This window comes from Psychroflexus maritimus (genome assembly GCF_011089875.1).
Taxonomy (GTDB): Bacteria; Bacteroidota; Bacteroidia; order Flavobacteriales; family Flavobacteriaceae; genus Psychroflexus; species Psychroflexus maritimus.
This window is the reverse complement of sequence record NZ_JAANAS010000094.1, coordinates 25,311-42,350: the sequence shown is the minus strand read 5'-3', so window position 1 is coordinate 42,350 and position 17,040 is coordinate 25,311. Positions and strand designations below refer to the sequence as shown.

The window sequence follows — 17,040 nt, the reverse complement described above, 5'->3', positions numbered from 1 at the left end:
TAATTTAGCCAGCAAAGTTACATATATTAATTGGATGCAAATGCTTATTCTTAATTCATCTAATAGAATTAAAAAACAAACTTATATTTGCAATAAAAAAGTTTTTGATCAGTAAAAATACCATAGAGAAAGTTTTTGACACCGCACGAGTTGAAGAAGTGATTGGCGATTTTGTACAGTTAAAAAAATCGGGAGCTAATTTTAAAGGCTTGAGTCCATTTACAGACGAACGTTCACCAAGTTTTATGGTTTCTCCTGTTAAACAAATTTGGAAAGATTTTTCTAGTGGAAAAGGAGGTAATGTAGTTTCTTTTGTGATGGAGCACGAACACCTTACTTATCCTGAAGCCATTAAATACTTAGCCAAAAAATATGGTATTGAAATTGAAGAAACTGAGCAATCTTCAGAAGAAAAACAAAAGGCAAGTGAACGCGAAAGTTTGTTTTTAGTAAGTGAATTTGCAAGAGATTATTTTCAGCAACAATTATTAGAAACTTCAACAGGAAAAGCCATAGGTCTCAGCTATTTTAAAGAACGTGGTTTTACCGATGAAACGATTAAGAAATTTGAACTCGGTTATGCTCAAGACGAATGGGAAAACTTTACTAAAGCTGCTTTGCAAAAAACATATCAACTTAGCTTTTTAGAAAAAACAGGACTTAGTATTGTAAAACAAGATAAAAAGTTTGATCGGTTTAAAGGGCGAGTTATGTTTCCAATACATTCTATTTCTGGTCGTGTTTTAGGCTTTGGAGGCAGAATTTTAAAAACCGATAAAAAGGCAGCTAAGTATTTAAATTCACCAGAAAGTGAAATTTACAATAAAAGTAAAATACTCTACGGACTTTACTACGCTAAACAAAGTATAGCTAAAGAAGATAATTGCTATTTGGTTGAAGGTTATACAGATGTTATTCAGATGGCTCAAAAAGGGATAGAAAATGTGGTTTCTTCATCAGGTACGGCGTTAACTCCAGACCAAATAAGATTGATTAATCGATTAACCAAAAACATTACCGTTTTATTTGATGGAGATGATGCTGGATTACGCGCCTCACTTCGAGGAATTGATTTAATTTTGGAACAAGGAATGAATGTAAAAGTTTGTACTTTTCCTCAAGGCGAAGACCCCGATAGCTTCGCAAGAGCCAATAATCCTATTGAAATAAAAGCCTATCTTGAAGAAAATGCACAAGATTTTATTCAGTTTAAGGCTTCACTTTTGGTGGCCGAAGCTAAAAACGACCCCGTTAAAAAAGCTGAATTAACAAGAGATATGGTAGTGAGCATTGCTAAAATACCCAACCCTATTCAGCAAGAAATTTATATTAAAGAGTGTTCTTCTATCATGCAAGTCTCTGAAGAAGTGCTTTTTTCTTCTCTGGCACAAATCAATGCTAAAAATCAACGCGATTCTAATCAACAGAAAAAAAGAAACCAAAAAGCATTTGAAATACATAAAAAAGAGGATGCGTCAACTAATGAGTTTCCAAAAGTTAACCCTAAGGAAGTTTTAGAACAGAAAATTATTAGTTTATTGGTGAAACATGGTCATGAAGATAGTTTGTTTTTAGATGTTGAAATTGACCTTAATGAAGAACATGAAATTGTTTTAAATGAAATTAAAATTGAAGCTAAGGTTTATGAAAAAATATTCAAAGATTTACAGGATGACGAAACCGATTTCTCTAACCCTGTTTTTAAGTCATTGAAAGAAAAATTAGAGGTAGAGTTAGCTTCCGCTGGAAAAATTGAACCTAAAGGGTTTATACAACAATTAAGCCCTGAAGAAGCTGAGGTAGTAACCAATATTTTAATGGAAGACGAAAAGTATAAACTTCACCGTTGGGAAGATATGAATATAATTGTTACCGATAAAACAAAATTAGACCCTGCTGAAGTTGTTCAGAGTATCTTAAACTTAAGACGCCTCTTAATTCACGAAAAGGTAGATAGTTATACAACGAATTTGAAAGACGGAAAAGTTGAAAATGTGCAAGAACTTTTAAAGGAAATAATGGAATATAAAAAATTGGAAGTTATAATTGCTAAACGATTGAGCAGAGTAACTTAGTGCTATGGATTAAATCAATTTTTTTATAAAACTAAACTTTGAAGTAATTTAATAAAACTTGATCGTTGACTTCTCTTGGGGTAAAAACTTCTAAAATTTTAGGCTTTTGCTGAGGTTTAAAAAAGTGTTTCAGTTCATTTTTTAATTCGTTTTTTGTACCCGCTGTAAAATAATCAAATCCAAACATTTTAGCCAAATAACTAGCATCTAACTGATGCGAAGTTTCAAAGTAAGTTTCGTAGTAATTTTTATGTTTTTCACCAGGTAAAATTCTAAAAATACCTCCCCCCGAATTATTAACTACAATTATTTTGAAATTTGAAGGAATGTAATTGTTCCAGAGTCCGTTGCTATCGTACAAAAAACTTAAGTCGCCCGTAATTAAAGTCGTTGGTTTATTTTGAATAATAGCCGCACCAATAGCTGTAGAAGTGCTGCCGTCAATTCCACTTGTACCGCGGTTACAAAAAACTTCAGTTTCTTGCGGAAGTTGCATTAAGTTAGCATACCTGATACTTGAACTATTAGCCAGTTGAAGGTGTTCACGACTAGGCATGGTTTTTAAAATTTTGTAAAACACGCTAAAATCTGAAAAAGGAATTTCTTTTACATACTGTTCTATTTTCTTGCATTGAAGTTTGTTTACCCTATTCCAAAATTCAAAATAATCACTATCTACTTGCTTGAGATTTGAAAACACATATTTAAAAAAATGATTGGCATTGGTTTTAAGATGAATAGGCTTCTTATAAAATGTAGCATAAGCCTTTTGCGGGTTTATGTGGTAATGTTGCTTGGGTTGAAATTTTCGTAAAAAAACCTTTATTTTTTTGGAAACAATCATTCCACCAAAGCTAATAAGCATACCTGGCTGAAGCTTTTCAAATAAAGAAGATGCATCGGTTCGCTTTTCAATGGGGGCTACAATACCATCTATGCTATCAATAAAATTAGCATGCTCAAGATTAGAGGTTGTTTCCTTTAAAACAAGAACCGACGGATCATTAGCCCATAATTCAATAATTTCTTTGCTAATAGTATTTGGTAAATGAGTACCTACAAGAATTAATTTACTTTTTGAAGAATTCCAATCTTTAATAAACGCACTAGCTAAATCTTTATTGATTGCTGAAGGAATATTAATTTCCAATTGTTTGAAAATCGCTAAATTAATACTTGTATGATTAGTTTGCTGATAAAGTGGTTCATCAAAGGGCACATTAATGTGCACGGGGCTTTGCCGTTTCAAACACTGTTGAAAAGCCTTAGCTAATTCAATTTCGTTGTATTTTTGAACGCTTGTATTATCTCCATTTCTTACATCTTCCTTCAGACAAGCCGAATAAGTAACATGTGGGTCGATAGCTTTTTCTTGTCTTATGGTTTGCCCATCTCCAATGTCAATAAGATGTTTAGGGCGATCTGCAGAGATTACCATTAAGGGAACATCAGAATAAAATGCTTCTGAAACGGCAGGATAATAGTTAAGAAGAGCAGAGCCTGAAGTGCAAATTACGGCTACAGGTTTACGCGTTTGTTGAGCAATACCTAATGCAAAAAAACCGGCTGCTCGCTCATCTACAACAGCGTATGTTTTTATTTGTGGATGATTAGAAAAACTTAGCGTTAAAGGCGCATTTCTCGAACCTGGTGAAATAACCACATGATGTACTCCAAAATAAGCACAAGCTTCAACAATGGTCTGTGCTAGCGGAATTGACGAAATAACTTGATTCATACTACAAAATTAGCTATTTCTATTAGACGTTAAACTTCAATAGCCTAGAATTATAGCACATTTAACATGGTTTGCGATTTGTTTTTTGTCTCTTCCCATTCGTCACTTGGTTTACTTTCTTTTGTAATTCCACCACCAACATATAAGGTATATCGCTGATTATCATATTCCATACATCGCAAATTAACGTATAATTCGGTTAGTGGTATCCTTGGTTGTACAGCTGTAAATTCCTGATTTTTTCTATGTTTTCTCTTGTTTACTTCTTGTGGGAAATTAACCTCACCTAAAAAGCCAGTGTAATATTTTCTTTCGTATGCTTCGTTGGCTAGAATATAATCTACGGCTTCTTTTTTGGGGAATCCAGCAACGGCAGGGGTAGGATGGAGGTATTTAAGAATTTCAGCCAAATCAGAAGGGTTTATTTGTGCAGTAATTGGAGTATGTAGATGCAATAACTTCCCTGCTTTTTTGGAGGAGGTAGTACCAATATTAATTTTTTCACTATATTTTTTAAGCTCATTTACAATGGCCTTTGTAACGTAATTTTGTTCCTCTTTTTCCTTGCTACCCCAATTTTCAGCAGCTTTATTAGAAGCTAATTTTGTGCCAGCAAGTGCCATGGTTGTTAAACGATTTCGATTTAAACTTACTAAAGTTTCTGGAGTAGCTCCAAGCCAGGTACCTAATTTAGGGTGATGCCACAAATAGGTGAACGCATCCTCATACAAACAAAGTAAGTTTTCAAAGGCTTGAACTAAGTTTTGTTGACTTTCAACTTCAATTTTTCTTGAAAAAACCACCTTTTCTACTTTAGTATTTTCAATAAAATTTATGCTTTGCTTAATTTTATTTTCGTAGCTAGACTTTGCAATAGATTTTTCTTTAATCGGTTGATTTTTAGATTGAAAGTCTAACTGATTAGGAAGGTAAGGTGAGTTTATTTTTTTTGCTTGAGAAAGACGAATAAAATGAGCTAATTTTGGGTTGTTAAAACCTATCATAGCAAACCCCTGCTCGGAATATTCTACAGGATAAATTTGTGTCGAGTTTTCTAATAAAGCCACGATATTTGGTGAGTTTGGCTTGTGATAAACAACAAATGGTAAATTCTTTTTTAGCTGATTTACAAGCTTGTTTTTAAGTTCTTGAAAATTCATTCTACTTTTTTTTAGGTAAGCAAATAGTAGTAAGTTTACAAGCTGAAATTAGGTTATTTCCTTCATCGGTGAGGGTGATATTCCAAACCTGAGTTGTTTTTCCTTTATGAATAAAAGTTGCTTTGGCAAATACTTTACCTTTAGTGATACTTTTAATGTGATTAGCAGAAATTTCAAGTCCTCTAATTATGTAATTTTCAGCATCCAAAAAAATAAAACATGCAGCACTACCTACACTTTCTGCTAGTGCTACCATTGCGCCGCCGTGCAATACACCATCAGGTTGATGAACACTTGAGTTAACAGGCATTTCGGCAGTTAGAAAATCATTACCTACATCAATGTACTTAATTGCTAGTGTTTCCATAAGCGTATTAGGTACAACGGCGTTACATCGCTTTAAAATTTCTTCTTTAGATAGTTTCATTCACCTATTTTTCGATTTCCAAAAGTATAAAAGTAGTTTTATATAGATGATAAAATTAAGTGAAAGCAATTTAAAATTCAAATAACTGTAAAATTATCTTCCCACCATTAGTAGGTTAAACAATCTATTTTGTTTTGTTTTTAAGGATTTTATTAATATTATTTTGTAGGCTTATTTAGATTTGCTATTGTATTTTTGGCAAAAAATAAAAACAAACCATTGAAAATACCTATAACCCTCATTTTACTTTTTTTTCACTTCTTCATTTTTGCTCAAGAGTTTAGGCTTAGTGGAACGGTTTCTGATCAATCAGGTTTTGAGCTTCCTGATGTAAACATAACAATCAAAGGAACTAATATTGGCACGGTTACTGATTTTGAAGGCAATTTTGAAATCAAATTAGAAAAAGGTCAATATATTCTTAGGTTTCAAAGTCTATCTTTTGAAACTAAAGAAATCAATATAAATTTGAACGAAAATAGATCTATCACTGTTCAATTAGCCGACAGCCAAGAGCAATTAGAAGATGTAATTGTTCGAACAAAAATAGAAAAAACCGACGTAAGGAGTACCCAAATGTCTGCCAATAGTCTTACTTCTGAAACCATTAAAAAAGTTCCAGTTGTTTTAGGAGAACCTGATGTAATTCGCTCGCTCATTCAGTTGCCTGGCGTATCAAGTGCAGGAGAAGGCGCTAGTGGATTTAATGTAAGAGGGGGAGGTGCCGACCAAAATTTGATTCTAGTTGATGAGGCTACAATTTTTAATTCTTCACATTTGTTTGGCTTATTTTCAATTTTTAATCCTGATGCTATCAAAAATCTTACTCTGTACAAGGGTGGGATTCCTGCTAATTATGGAGGCAGAGTTTCTTCGGTTTTAGATATTCAACAACGTTCAGGTAATTCGAATAAATTTTCTGGCGAGGGGAGCATAGGAGTAGTATCTAGTAAGCTACTACTTGAAGGTCCAATAAATAAAGGAAAAACCACTTATTTAGTTTCAGGACGTAGTTCTTATGCTCATTTGTTTCTTCAGTTAGCAGATAATCCAAATTCTGCTTATTTTTATGACTTAAATGCCAAGCTTAATCATCGAATAGATAAAAATAACAACCTAAGTTTATCGGCATACTACGGAAGAGATGTAATTAGTATTAATGAGAACTTTGAAAATACATTTGGAACCACTTTTGTTAGTGCGCGGTGGTCTCACACCTTTAATGAAAATCTATTTTCTAATATGTCGTTTATTGTCAATGATTATTTTTACAATTTAAATCTTGATTCAGTAGGCTTCGAATTTGATAGTGGAGTTAGAAATTTAAATTATAAATATGCATTTAATTATTTGCTGAATAACGAAGTTAGTTTTGATTTTGGTATAGAAAGTTTTTTACATGAATTTAATCCTGGTAATATAAGGCCTAATGCAGCAACTTCAGGAATACTATCAAGACAACTCACAAAAAATTACGCTAACGAAAATGCCGTTTTTTTTGATGTAGATCAAGAACTTACCAATCGCTTATCCATGAGGTATGGATTTAGATTAAGCGCTTTTTTAAGACAAGGGCAAAGAAAAATAAATGTCTATGAAAATGATCTACCTGTTCTTTATAATTCTAACTTTGGTATTTATGAACAAGCCGACCCCATTGATGTTATCAGTGCTTCAAGAAGTGAAGTCTTAAACTCATTTATTAATTTTGAGCCTAGAGTTTCATTGGCTTATGCTTTTAATGATAATCATTCGGTTAAGTTAGGTTACAATAGAATGGTTCAAAACCTCCATTTAATTACAAATTCTTCCTCACCAACCCCCCTAGATGTGTGGACGCCAAGCGGACAATTTATAGATCCTCAAATTTTAGATCAAATTGCTGTTGGCTATTTTTCAAATCTTAAGGAGGATAAATTTTCTGTTGAAACAGAATTGTTTTATCGAAAAATTGATAATACAATAGACTTTATAGATGGAGCGAATTTAATAGCTAACGAATTTATAGAGCGTGATATTTTAATGGGTGAAGGAAGAGCTTACGGCTGGGAATTTCTTTTTAAAAAGAACACTGGAAAACTCACAGGTTGGATTGCCTATACCTTGTCAAGGTCAGAACAAAGAACGCCTGGTAGAACTCCAGACGAACCAGGAATTAATAATGGCAAATGGTATTTAAATAATTTCGACAAAACCCACGATGTTTCTGTAGTGGCCAGTTATGAATTAGATGATAGGTGGGAGTTTAACCTTAATTTCATTGCACAAACAGGACAACCGGTTAACTTTCCAGTAGGACAATATCAATTTCAAGATTTAACTATTCCTGTTTTTGAAGGAAGAAACTTAAATAGATTACCAACTTTTCACAGGCTAGACTTCGGAGTTAATCATTACCCGAGAAAATATAAGGATAAAAGTTGGAAAGCTTATTGGAACTTTAGTATTTACAATGCTTATAACCGAATGAATGCAAATTCAATTATCTTTAGACAAGACCAACAGTCGGGTCAAAATGAAGCTGTAAGATTGGCTATTTTTGGAATTGTTCCTGCTTTATCTTATAACATAAAATTTTAGTTATGAAAACAAATGTATTTTTTATACTCCTATTAATTTTAAGTCTAAATTCATGTTTAGATCCTGTTGAAGTTGACTTAGAAGAAGCTACTCCAAGAATAGTTATTGATGCAACTTTAGTTCAGCCTATAGACCAAGGTGTTCAAAACCAAACCATAACTATTTCAAGAACTCGTGATTTTTTTGAAGATGAACCCCAACCTTTAGAAGGTGCAAGTGTTAGAGTTATTAACGAACAAGGACAGGAGTTTGAATTTACAGAAATTGAAAATCCTGGTGAGTACGTTTGTTTCAATCTTTTTCTTGAGCAACAAACTAATTATTTCCTTGAAATTGAAATTGATAATCAGTTTTTTTCTGCACAAGAGCGGCTTGAAGAGGGAATAGAAATTGACGAAGTAGAACAATCATTTGGTTCTGGATTTAGTAATGATGAGTTTCAAGTAAGGGCTTTTTTTACCGATGATGGAACTGGAAATAACTTTTATTTGTTCAAATTTTTGACTGATTTTTTAGCCTTTCCAAACTTTACCGTACTTGATGACGAATTTATAAGTGGGAATACAAATTCGGTGACTTTTAGTGATGAGGACTTAGTTGAAGGAGAAACAGTCCTCATCCAATTACACAAAATATCTGAAGGCTATTATAATTATTTACAACGTTTGTTGGCGCAAGTAGGAGCTGCTGGTGGTCCTTTTCAAGCGCAGCCATCTACAGTTCGTGGAAATATTATTAATGAATCTAATCCAGATGATTTTGTTTTTGGCTATTTTAGTATTTCTGAATACGATGAAGTTAGTATAACTATAGAACCAGAAAATGACTGATTTTAATAAAATTACCGAAAGTGATTCCAATTACACTGATTTAGAAAAAATGAGTGTTGAAAAATGTACATACGCTATTAATCAAGAAGACCAAAAGGTAGCTAATGCTGTTCAACAAGTTTTACCAAGCATTAATCAATTAATAAACGCTATCTTACCCAAGATGAAATTGGGAGGTAGGCTTTTCTATATTGGAGCGGGTACTAGTGGAAGGCTAGGAGTACTTGATGCCAGCGAATGTCCACCAACATTTGGTGTAGATAAAAATAAAGTTTTAGGGCTAATAGCCGGAGGAGATGTAGCTTTGAGAGATGCTGTAGAAAATGCTGAAGATTCAACCACTCAAGCTTGGAAAGATTTAAGCACTTACAATATTGGTGAAAATGATTGTTTGATTGGAATTGCTGCTTCTGGTACAACACCTTATGTTCTTGGTGGAATTAATGAAGCTAGAAGAAATAACATAACAACAGGCGCTATCACTTGTAACCCTCAAAGCCCATTAGCTATAGCTGCTCAATATCCTGTGGAGGTTGTTGTAGGACCAGAGTTCTTAACAGGAAGTTCGAGAATGAAAGCAGGAACAGCTCAGAAAATGATTTTGAATAAGATTTCAACAACGCTTATGATTCAGTTAGGCAAAGTAAAAGGAAATAAGATGGTTGATATGCAATTAAATAACGAAAAACTTTTTCAAAGAGGCGTTAAAATGATTCAAAAGGAAAAGAATATTTCTAACGAGGAGGCAGCGAATTTACTCCGCACACACAAGAGTGTTCGAAATGTTTTAGGACATGGGTAGAAAGCATACAAACAAAGAGAAACTAATGAAAGGTGTACGAATTTTAGCTGGTTCTCTACCGCTAATCTTTATTGCGCCTGCTATTCTGTTTAGTGCTTTTAACAACCAAGATAAACCTCTATTTGTTCCTGTATTAATAGTAGCACTCATTTTAATTTTCTTTACTATTTGGCTTATTTTTCTTGGAATCAAGAATGTGGTTAGTGGTTTTTTTGACGATTAACTTATATTTTTATTCACTAAACTTATCTTTGTAACTTAAAATTGTAATTATGCAGATAGAAAATGCTCAGAAAGCCGTTGATGAATGGATAAAAAATCATGGCGTTAGGTATTTTAACGAACTTACTAACATGGCTCAACTTACTGAAGAAGTAGGCGAAGTAGCAAGAATAATAGCCAGAAGATACGGAGAACAATCTGAAAAGGAATCTGATAAAAATAAAGATTTAGGTGAAGAGTTAGCCGATGTTGTTTTTGTTTGTCTTTGCTTAGCTAATCAAACAGGGGTTGACCTTCAAGAAGCATTCAATAAAAAATTGGACTTAAAAACTAAACGCGATCATAACAGGCATCAAAATAACCCAAAATTAAAATAAATGTTTTCAAAAATTGTAAATACATCCGGATTTTGGAAATCAGTTTTTTATTTAGCATTGGCTTTTATTGTTATTTACAACCTTGTTGATGTTGGCATGGGGTATAGTTTTGACCTAAGCTTATATGCCGAAAAGAGATTTCAAAGGAGTAATTTGTTGCGTTTTTTTGTGGCTAATATAGGAAGTGGATTTGTTTATGGCTTTATTGTTACTTTCTTTAAATTTAGATCGAAGATTAAACAAAATAAATGATACAATTAAGTTTTGCTCCTAGTCGAATAAAATCTTCAGATTCACTTAAAATCTCTGGTTCAAAAAGTGAAAGTAATCGACTTCTTATTTTGCAAAGCTTATACCCTGAAATAAGTCTTCAGAATTTATCAAATTCTAGAGATACTTTAGTTTTACAAGAGGTGCTTTTAAGCAAAGAAAGAATAATAGATGTAGGGCATGCGGGAACAGCAATGCGCTTCTTAACTGCTTATCTTGCCCTAAACACAAAAACACCGGTTATACTTCAAGGAAGTAATAGAATGCACCAAAGACCTATTGAAGTTTTAGTAGATGCGCTGCAAAGTCTTGGTGCAAAAATAACTTATTTAAACAACCAAGGTTATCCTCCATTGAAGATTGAACCTTCAGTTATAACTAAAGGTGAAGTTTACTTGAAAGCTTCCGTTAGCAGTCAATACATCACAGCTTTAATGCTAATTGCTCCAAAATTAAACAATGGATTAAAAATCAATTTAATTGGTAAAATCACATCATTTCCTTATCTAACAATGACTAGCCAACTTATGAAGCAAGCTGGTTTTGATGTAAAATTCAACAATCAAGTGATTCGTGTTTTTTCATCTAAATCAGTATCATCAAAACAAATTACCATTGAATCTGATTGGACTTCGGCTTCTTATATTTATGTCGCATTTTTATTGAGCTCAATGCAAAAACTTAGGCTAAGTTTGTACTTTCAAAACTCAAAACAAGGTGATGCTTATGTAGTCAAATTTTTTAAACAATTTGGCATCATTACTTCATATTATGAAAATGAATTGATTCTTGAGAAAGAAAATGTAGCCTTCCCTAAACATCTACAACTTGATTTAATTCAAACACCAGATTTAGCTCAAACCTTTGCAGTGCTTGGTTTAGTACTTGGAATAAAGATGGATATTAAAGGATTATCTACTTTAAAAATTAAAGAAACTGATCGCATTGAAGCTTTAAAGTCTGAAATGGAAAAACTAGGAGCTCAAGTAAAAACAACAGTTGATACTTTAAAATTTACAAGCCCTACAAGCTTACAACCTAATCAACTTATTAGGACTTATCAGGACCATAGAATGGCTATGGCCTTTGCTTTGGTAGCATTTAAAACTTCAGTTAAAATAGAAGCACCTGAAGTTGTAGAAAAGTCTTATCCTAACTTTTGGAGAGATTTGCAGAAGTTTGGTATTCAAGAGCTAGCTTAAATGTTTTATTGTTCATCGATGTACTCTATAGTAAAATAACTTGTGTAATTGTCAATTCTCAAGTTCTGTAAATCTTTCATTTTTAATTGTGTAGTTGTCCAGTTTCTATCTAAGTTAATTTGATAAACTTCTTTGTCTTCAATAAAGCTTACAAATATGGGCATTTCAAATTGTTTGGCATGGGCTTTCCATTTCATTTGAACTTTGTTTTTTCCTTTTCTCCTAATTTGTAAAACAGGAATGTCATTATAATTTAGGTATTGGTCAAAAAATGAAGAATAATCCTGTTTCAATTCACGATTAAAAAAGTCAATTACTTCATTAGTGTTAGTGATTTGGTGTTTAAAACTTTCAGCGAAATTTTTAAGTGTTTTCCACCATAATTTATCATCGTTAACAATTGAACGAAGTGTATTAATCATATTAGCTCCTTTATAATAAACGTCTCCAGGTCCCGAATGATTTACCCCGTAGGCTCCAATTAAGGGGCGTTTGTTTTCTATATTTCTTCGGATTCCATAAAGGTATTCCATAGCATCATCGTAACCGTTTTTACATTCAATAAAAACACCTTCAGCATAAGTAGTAAAACCTTCATGCACCCATAAATCGGCAATATCTGCTACAGAAACGCTATTCCCAAACCATTCATGAGCAGATTCGTGAATAATAATAAAATCCCAGTCTAATCCTTTACCTGTTCCTGATAAATCATTCCCCATATAGCCAAAATTATACTGATTTCCATAAGCTACACAACTCTGGTGCTCCATGCCTAAATAAGGAGTTTCAACAAGTTTGAAGCTGTCTTCAATAAAAGGATAATCGCCAAATTTTTCATAAAAGCAATCCATCATTTCGTGTACTTGTTCAAAATGTATTTTGGCAACTTCAAGATGATTTTCTAATACATAATAATCTAAATCCAAGTTTTTGTATTGGTCTTTAAAATTAACATATTTTCCAATGTTTATGGTAATATTGTAGTTGTTAATAGGTTTTGTAACTTCCCAGTGCCATTTTGTATAGTTATTTTCTAAAGGAATTTCTTCAATCAGTCTTCCATTAGAAACATTCATTAATCCGTTAGGAACACTAACTTTAATAGCTGCGCCCAAGTCAGGTTCATCGCTTAAATGGTCTTTATTAGGATACCATAAACTAGCACCATCACCTTGAACGGCTACACCAATAAAATGATTTCCTTCTTCATCTTTACTGAAGTCAAATCCCCCATCCCAAGGGGCGCGCTTGGCTTCTGTAGGATGTCCTTGGTAAAAAACTTCAACTTTAGCCGTGTCGGCTTTGTTGAATTCTTTCTGAAATTCAACAAAAACCGCATTAAATCGTCTTTTGTACTTCAATTTTTTAGATTGGTAAACAATTGAATCTATGCGCATATTTTTGTAAAGGTCCAATTGAATTTTAGCAGTAGGTTTAATCACTTTAAAAGTAATGGTATTACTTCCTGAAATATATTTTTGGTCTGGATCAATTTTGATGTCTAAGTTGTAATGCAAAACGTCAAAGCAAGTTCTTTCAAACCGTAACCCACCTCTTAAGCTGTCTTTTTCTTTGAAATTTGAATTGTCTTTGAGTAATTGGGCTTGAAGTGAAAAGCTGAGTAAAAGACTTAGGATTACAAGAGGTTTCATAAAAAGTAAATATAATTATTGTTTCAATAGTTAAACAAATGCAAGTAAGTGTTTAATTACCAATTATGAAATTTAAACTTTTATTTTAACATATATTCACAAATATGATTTAGGTCATTTTTTAAACTTTCCTTCTCATTTACATTTGTTCAAAATAGAATTCATGAATGTGATTTACGGACTTTTAGCAATAAGTATTATTGTAGCGCTAATTTTTTTGGTGGTATTTATAGTATCTGTAAGAAATGGGCAGTATGATGATAGTTATACACCTTCAGTGAGAATGCTTTTTGATGATGAGTTGGTGAAATCGGATTCAGAAAATTCAAAAACAAACGATCAAAACAAGTAATTTCTATGGAAGTACAACAATTTCATTACGACAATAAAATCGTAAAAAAATTCCTCTACGCCACTATATTTTGGGGGGTTGTTGGAATGTCTGTCGGGCTGCTTTTAGCCTTTATGTTTATTTTCCCACAGGTAACTGATGGGATTTCTTGGTTAAGCTTTGGACGCTTAAGGCCCTTGCATACTAACGCGGTTATTTTTGCCTTTGTAGGAAATGCCATTTTTGCTGGAGTTTACTACTCCTCGCAGCGTTTACTTAAAGCAAGAATGTTTAGCGATGCACTAAGTAACTTAAACTTTTGGGGATGGCAGTTAATTATTGTTGCTGCTGCAATTACCTTACCTTTAGGGTTTACAAGTTCTAAAGAATACGCTGAGCTAGAATGGCCTATTGATATTGCTATTGCTGTAGTTTGGGTAGCATTTGGTTGGAACTTAATAGGAACAATCCTTAAACGAAGACAACGCCACTTATATGTAGCTATTTGGTTTTATTTAGCCACTTTTGTTACGGTAGCAGTGTTACATATTTTTAATTCGTTGGCATTACCTGTTACCGCTTTAAAATCGTATTCTGCATACGCAGGAGTTCAAGACGCTTTAGTACAATGGTGGTATGGTCATAATGCAGTAGCCTTTTTCTTAACTACTCCGTTTTTAGGTTTAATGTATTATTTTGTTCCAAAAGCAGCCAATCGGCCAGTTTACTCTTATAAACTATCAATTATTCACTTTTGGTCTTTAATTTTTATTTACATCTGGGCAGGTCCTCACCATTTACTCTATTCTGCTTTACCAGATTGGGCACAGAATTTAGGGGTAACATTCTCAGTTATGCTAATAATGCCTTCTTGGGGTGGAATGATTAACGGACTCCTAACACTTCGTGGAGCCTGGGATAAAGTAAGAACTAGTCCCGTACTTAAATTTATGGTTGTTGCTATTACCGGCTATGGTATGGCTACTTTTGAAGGACCAATGCTTTCGCTTAAAAATGTAAATGCTATTGCGCATTTTACTGATTGGATTATAGCGCACGTCCACGTTGGTGCTTTAGCTTGGAATGGGTTCTTAACCTTTGGTATGATTTACTTCTTAATTCCAAAGTTGTTTAAAACCAAACTTCATTCAGTTTCATTGGCTAACGCTCACTTCTGGATAGGTACTTTAGGTATCGTTCTTTATGCACTTCCTATGTATGTAGCTGGGTTTGTTCAGGCTTTAATGTGGAAAGATTTTAATCCTGATGGAACTTTGGTTTACGGTAACTTTTTAGAAACCGTTTCAGAAATTATGCCCATGTATTGGATGAGAGCTATTGGTGGTTCATTGTATATCTTCGGAATGTTTATGTTGCTGTACAACGTAGTTATGACCATTAAAGCAGGATCTAGCGTTGAAGACGAACTGGCAGAAGCAGCTCCACTAAAAAGAATTAAAAGCGGAAGAATTGCTGGCGAAGCTTTTCATTCTTGGTTAGAAAGAAAACCTGTTCAACTAACAATTTTGGCAACCATCGCTATTTTAATTGGTGGAATTGTCCAGATTATACCCACCTTACTTGTGAAATCTAATGTTCCTACAATTTCAAGTGTCAAGCCTTATACTCCCTTAGAGTTAGAAGGAAGAGATATTTACATTAGAGAAGGATGTGTGGGATGCCATTCACAAATGATTAGACCATTTCGTTCTGAAGTTGAACGTTATGGTGAATATGCTAAAGGTGGTGAATATGTATATGACCGTCCTTTCTTGTGGGGAAGTAAACGAACAGGTCCAGATTTATTAAGAATAGGCGGAAAGTACTCAGATAACTGGCACTTTAACCATATGTATGATCCGCAAAGTACGAGTTCTGGTTCTATTATGCCTGCTTATCAATGGCTTATTGCTAATGAATTAGATAAGTCTAATACCGAAGATAAATTAAAAACAATGGTTAAGTTAGGCGTTCCTTATTCTGATGAAGATATTGAAAACGTTCAGAAAAACATGCTTGAACAAGGAACTCAAATTGAACAAAACTTGTACAATGACCCAGATTTTGTGAAGTCTTATGAAGCAGATAAGAAATACGCAGAAGAAAACGGACTTGAGTTTGTAGAAATGAAAAATCGCGAAATCACAGCACTTATTGCTTACCTTCAACGATTAGGTACAGATATTAAAATAGTTGAACCGGAAGCAAGTCAAGCTTCTAACTAAAATCAAAGCACAATGAAATTTGCAAAACAATATTTAGAAGGAATAGAAGGGATTGAAATATATCCCATCTTCTCCTTGCTCATCTTCTTTAGCTTTTTTGTTATTCTGTTTTGGTGGGTTTTAACCGCAAAAAAAGAATACATAGAACAGGTAAGTGAGATACCTTTAACCGATGAAGAACCTTTAAACAACAAAGAACAATGAAAACATTTTCATCATATTTAAGAGTTATAGTTCTTGTGGCAATTGCTCTAGCAGGTACAGAATACTTAATGGAAACAGAACCTGGGCAATGGGCTGTTTTAGAATATCCTTTTGCAGGAGTGTTTGTTGGTATTGTATTAATTTTTGCCATAGCTGTTGAAGCTTCTATTGCCTCCTTAAAAAATGTTCTTTATCAATCTCTTTCAGAGGATGGCAAAAAGCGTTATCACCAGGCTGAAACAAACCGAGTTTCAAACCTAGAGAAACGTTGGAACAGCCTGATGCAAAGTATGACTAAGTCTAAAGAAATTGAAGAAGAACATGAAATTATTTTAGACCATGATTACGATGGAATTAAAGAATTAGATAATAGACTTCCGCCCTGGTGGCTATATGGATTTTACGCTACCATTGTATTTGGAATAATTTATTTAGTAAGATTCCATGTTGTTGGAGATTACACTCAAGCTGAAGAATACGAACGTGAAGTAGCTTCGGCTCAAGAAGAAATTGAAGCTTACTTAGCAACCGCTGAAGATATTATTAATGTAGATAATGTAACATTTTTAGAAGAGGCTTCCGATTTAAAAAAAGGAGAAAAAATCTATACCGCTAACTGTGTAGCATGTCACAGAGCTGACGGTGGTGGAGGAATAGGGCCTAACCTTACTGATGAGTATTGGATTTTAGGCGGTGGCATTAAAAATGTTTTTAAAACCATTAGTGAAGGAGGAAGACCTGGCAAAGGAATGGTAGCTTGGAAATCTGATTTATCTGCAAAAGAAATGCAACAAGTAGCTTCTTACGCACTTACTCTGCAAGAAAATGAACCTACCGATGGAAAAGCTCCTCAGGGTGATGTTTGGGAAGAAGAAAAATAAATGATTCAATAAATAAAGGCTGTGACGGAATGAGATTTGCTCTTAGTCATAGCCTTTTCAA

16 protein-coding genes are annotated in these 17,040 nt (G+C 33.5%); 12 read left to right on the top strand and 4 right to left on the bottom strand.

Features of this window, described 5'->3' with window-relative positions; genetic code table 11:
* Positions 1-104: 104 nt before the first annotated feature.
* Positions 105-2,075: a DNA primase gene (gene dnaG, locus G7034_RS10530; protein WP_166400919.1), complete on the top strand. Its 1,971-nt coding sequence runs from the start codon at positions 105-107 to the stop codon at positions 2,073-2,075.
* A 31-nt stretch (positions 2,076-2,106) separates the two neighbouring features.
* Here the strand turns inward: dnaG and menD are convergent, their stop codons facing one another.
* From menD to G7034_RS10515, 3 genes are read right to left on the bottom strand one after another with little or no spacing between them, the layout of a single operon-like run.
* The gene (gene menD, locus G7034_RS10525; protein WP_166400918.1) at positions 2,107-3,813 is read right to left on the bottom strand and encodes a 2-succinyl-5-enolpyruvyl-6-hydroxy-3-cyclohexene-1-carboxylic-acid synthase; all 1,707 of its coding nucleotides are present in this window, start codon (positions 3,811-3,813) and stop codon (positions 2,107-2,109) included.
* Between the two features lie 50 nt (positions 3,814-3,863).
* Complete coding sequence (locus G7034_RS10520; protein WP_166400917.1) at positions 3,864-4,973, bottom strand: chorismate-binding protein; 1,110 nt, start codon at positions 4,971-4,973, stop codon at positions 3,864-3,866.
* Position 4,974: 1 nt separating this feature from the next.
* On the bottom strand, positions 4,975-5,400 hold the full coding sequence (locus tag G7034_RS10515) for a PaaI family thioesterase (protein ID WP_166400916.1): 426 nt from the start codon (positions 5,398-5,400) through the stop codon (positions 4,975-4,977).
* Between the two features lie 219 nt (positions 5,401-5,619).
* Between G7034_RS10515 and G7034_RS10510 the strand changes: the two genes are divergently transcribed.
* Genes G7034_RS10510 through G7034_RS10480 form a run of 7 tightly spaced genes read left to right on the top strand, consistent with a single transcriptional unit; the run spans position 5,620 to position 11,683 of the window.
* Positions 5,620-7,980: a TonB-dependent receptor gene (locus G7034_RS10510; RefSeq protein WP_166400915.1), complete on the top strand. Its 2,361-nt coding sequence runs from the start codon at positions 5,620-5,622 to the stop codon at positions 7,978-7,980.
* Between the two features lie 2 nt (positions 7,981-7,982).
* Positions 7,983-8,810 carry a DUF4249 domain-containing protein gene (locus tag G7034_RS10505; protein WP_166400914.1) on the top strand — a complete coding sequence of 276 codons (828 nt, stop codon included), beginning with the start codon at positions 7,983-7,985 and terminating at the stop codon, positions 8,808-8,810.
* Positions 8,803-9,612, top strand: coding sequence for an N-acetylmuramic acid 6-phosphate etherase (murQ, locus tag G7034_RS10500; RefSeq protein WP_166400913.1), 810 nt, complete (start codon positions 8,803-8,805; stop codon positions 9,610-9,612). The genes G7034_RS10505 and murQ overlap by 8 nt, the downstream gene beginning before the upstream one ends.
* Positions 9,605-9,835, top strand: coding sequence for a DUF6095 family protein (locus G7034_RS10495; protein WP_166400912.1), 231 nt, complete (start codon positions 9,605-9,607; stop codon positions 9,833-9,835). Before murQ ends, G7034_RS10495 begins: the two co-directional genes overlap by 8 nt.
* Positions 9,836-9,884: 49 nt before the next feature.
* On the top strand, positions 9,885-10,211 hold the full coding sequence (locus tag G7034_RS10490) for a nucleotide pyrophosphohydrolase (RefSeq protein ID WP_166400911.1): 327 nt from the start codon (positions 9,885-9,887) through the stop codon (positions 10,209-10,211).
* On the top strand, positions 10,212-10,463 hold the full coding sequence (locus tag G7034_RS10485) for a hypothetical protein (RefSeq protein WP_166400910.1): 252 nt from the start codon (positions 10,212-10,214) through the stop codon (positions 10,461-10,463).
* A complete protein-coding gene (locus tag G7034_RS10480; protein WP_166400909.1) occupies positions 10,460-11,683 on the top strand; it encodes a 3-phosphoshikimate 1-carboxyvinyltransferase in 1,224 nt (407 codons plus the stop codon). The genes G7034_RS10485 and G7034_RS10480 overlap by 4 nt, the downstream gene beginning before the upstream one ends.
* Positions 11,684-11,688: 5 nt before the next feature.
* On the opposite strand, the gene G7034_RS10475 is transcribed toward G7034_RS10480, so the two are convergent.
* On the bottom strand, positions 11,689-13,338 hold the full coding sequence (locus G7034_RS10475) for a M1 family metallopeptidase (protein WP_166400908.1): 1,650 nt from the start codon (positions 13,336-13,338) through the stop codon (positions 11,689-11,691).
* Positions 13,339-13,501: 163 nt separating this feature from the next.
* On the opposite strand from G7034_RS10475, the gene ccoS reads away from it, so the two are divergent.
* From ccoS to G7034_RS10455, 4 genes are read left to right on the top strand one after another with little or no spacing between them, the layout of a single operon-like run.
* A complete protein-coding gene (gene ccoS / locus G7034_RS10470) occupies positions 13,502-13,690 on the top strand; it encodes a cbb3-type cytochrome oxidase assembly protein CcoS (RefSeq protein ID WP_166400907.1) in 189 nt (62 codons plus the stop codon).
* 5 nt (positions 13,691-13,695) lie between these two features.
* Positions 13,696-15,894: a cytochrome-c oxidase, cbb3-type subunit I gene (gene ccoN / locus G7034_RS10465; protein ID WP_166400906.1), complete on the top strand. Its 2,199-nt coding sequence runs from the start codon at positions 13,696-13,698 to the stop codon at positions 15,892-15,894.
* A 12-nt stretch (positions 15,895-15,906) separates the two neighbouring features.
* Entirely contained in the window at positions 15,907-16,098 is a 192-nt protein-coding gene (locus G7034_RS10460) for a CcoQ/FixQ family Cbb3-type cytochrome c oxidase assembly chaperone (RefSeq protein ID WP_166400905.1), read from the top strand.
* Complete coding sequence (locus G7034_RS10455; RefSeq protein ID WP_166400904.1) at positions 16,095-16,979, top strand: cbb3-type cytochrome c oxidase N-terminal domain-containing protein; 885 nt, start codon at positions 16,095-16,097, stop codon at positions 16,977-16,979. Before G7034_RS10460 ends, G7034_RS10455 begins: the two co-directional genes overlap by 4 nt.
* The last annotated feature ends 61 nt before the right edge of the window (positions 16,980-17,040 follow it).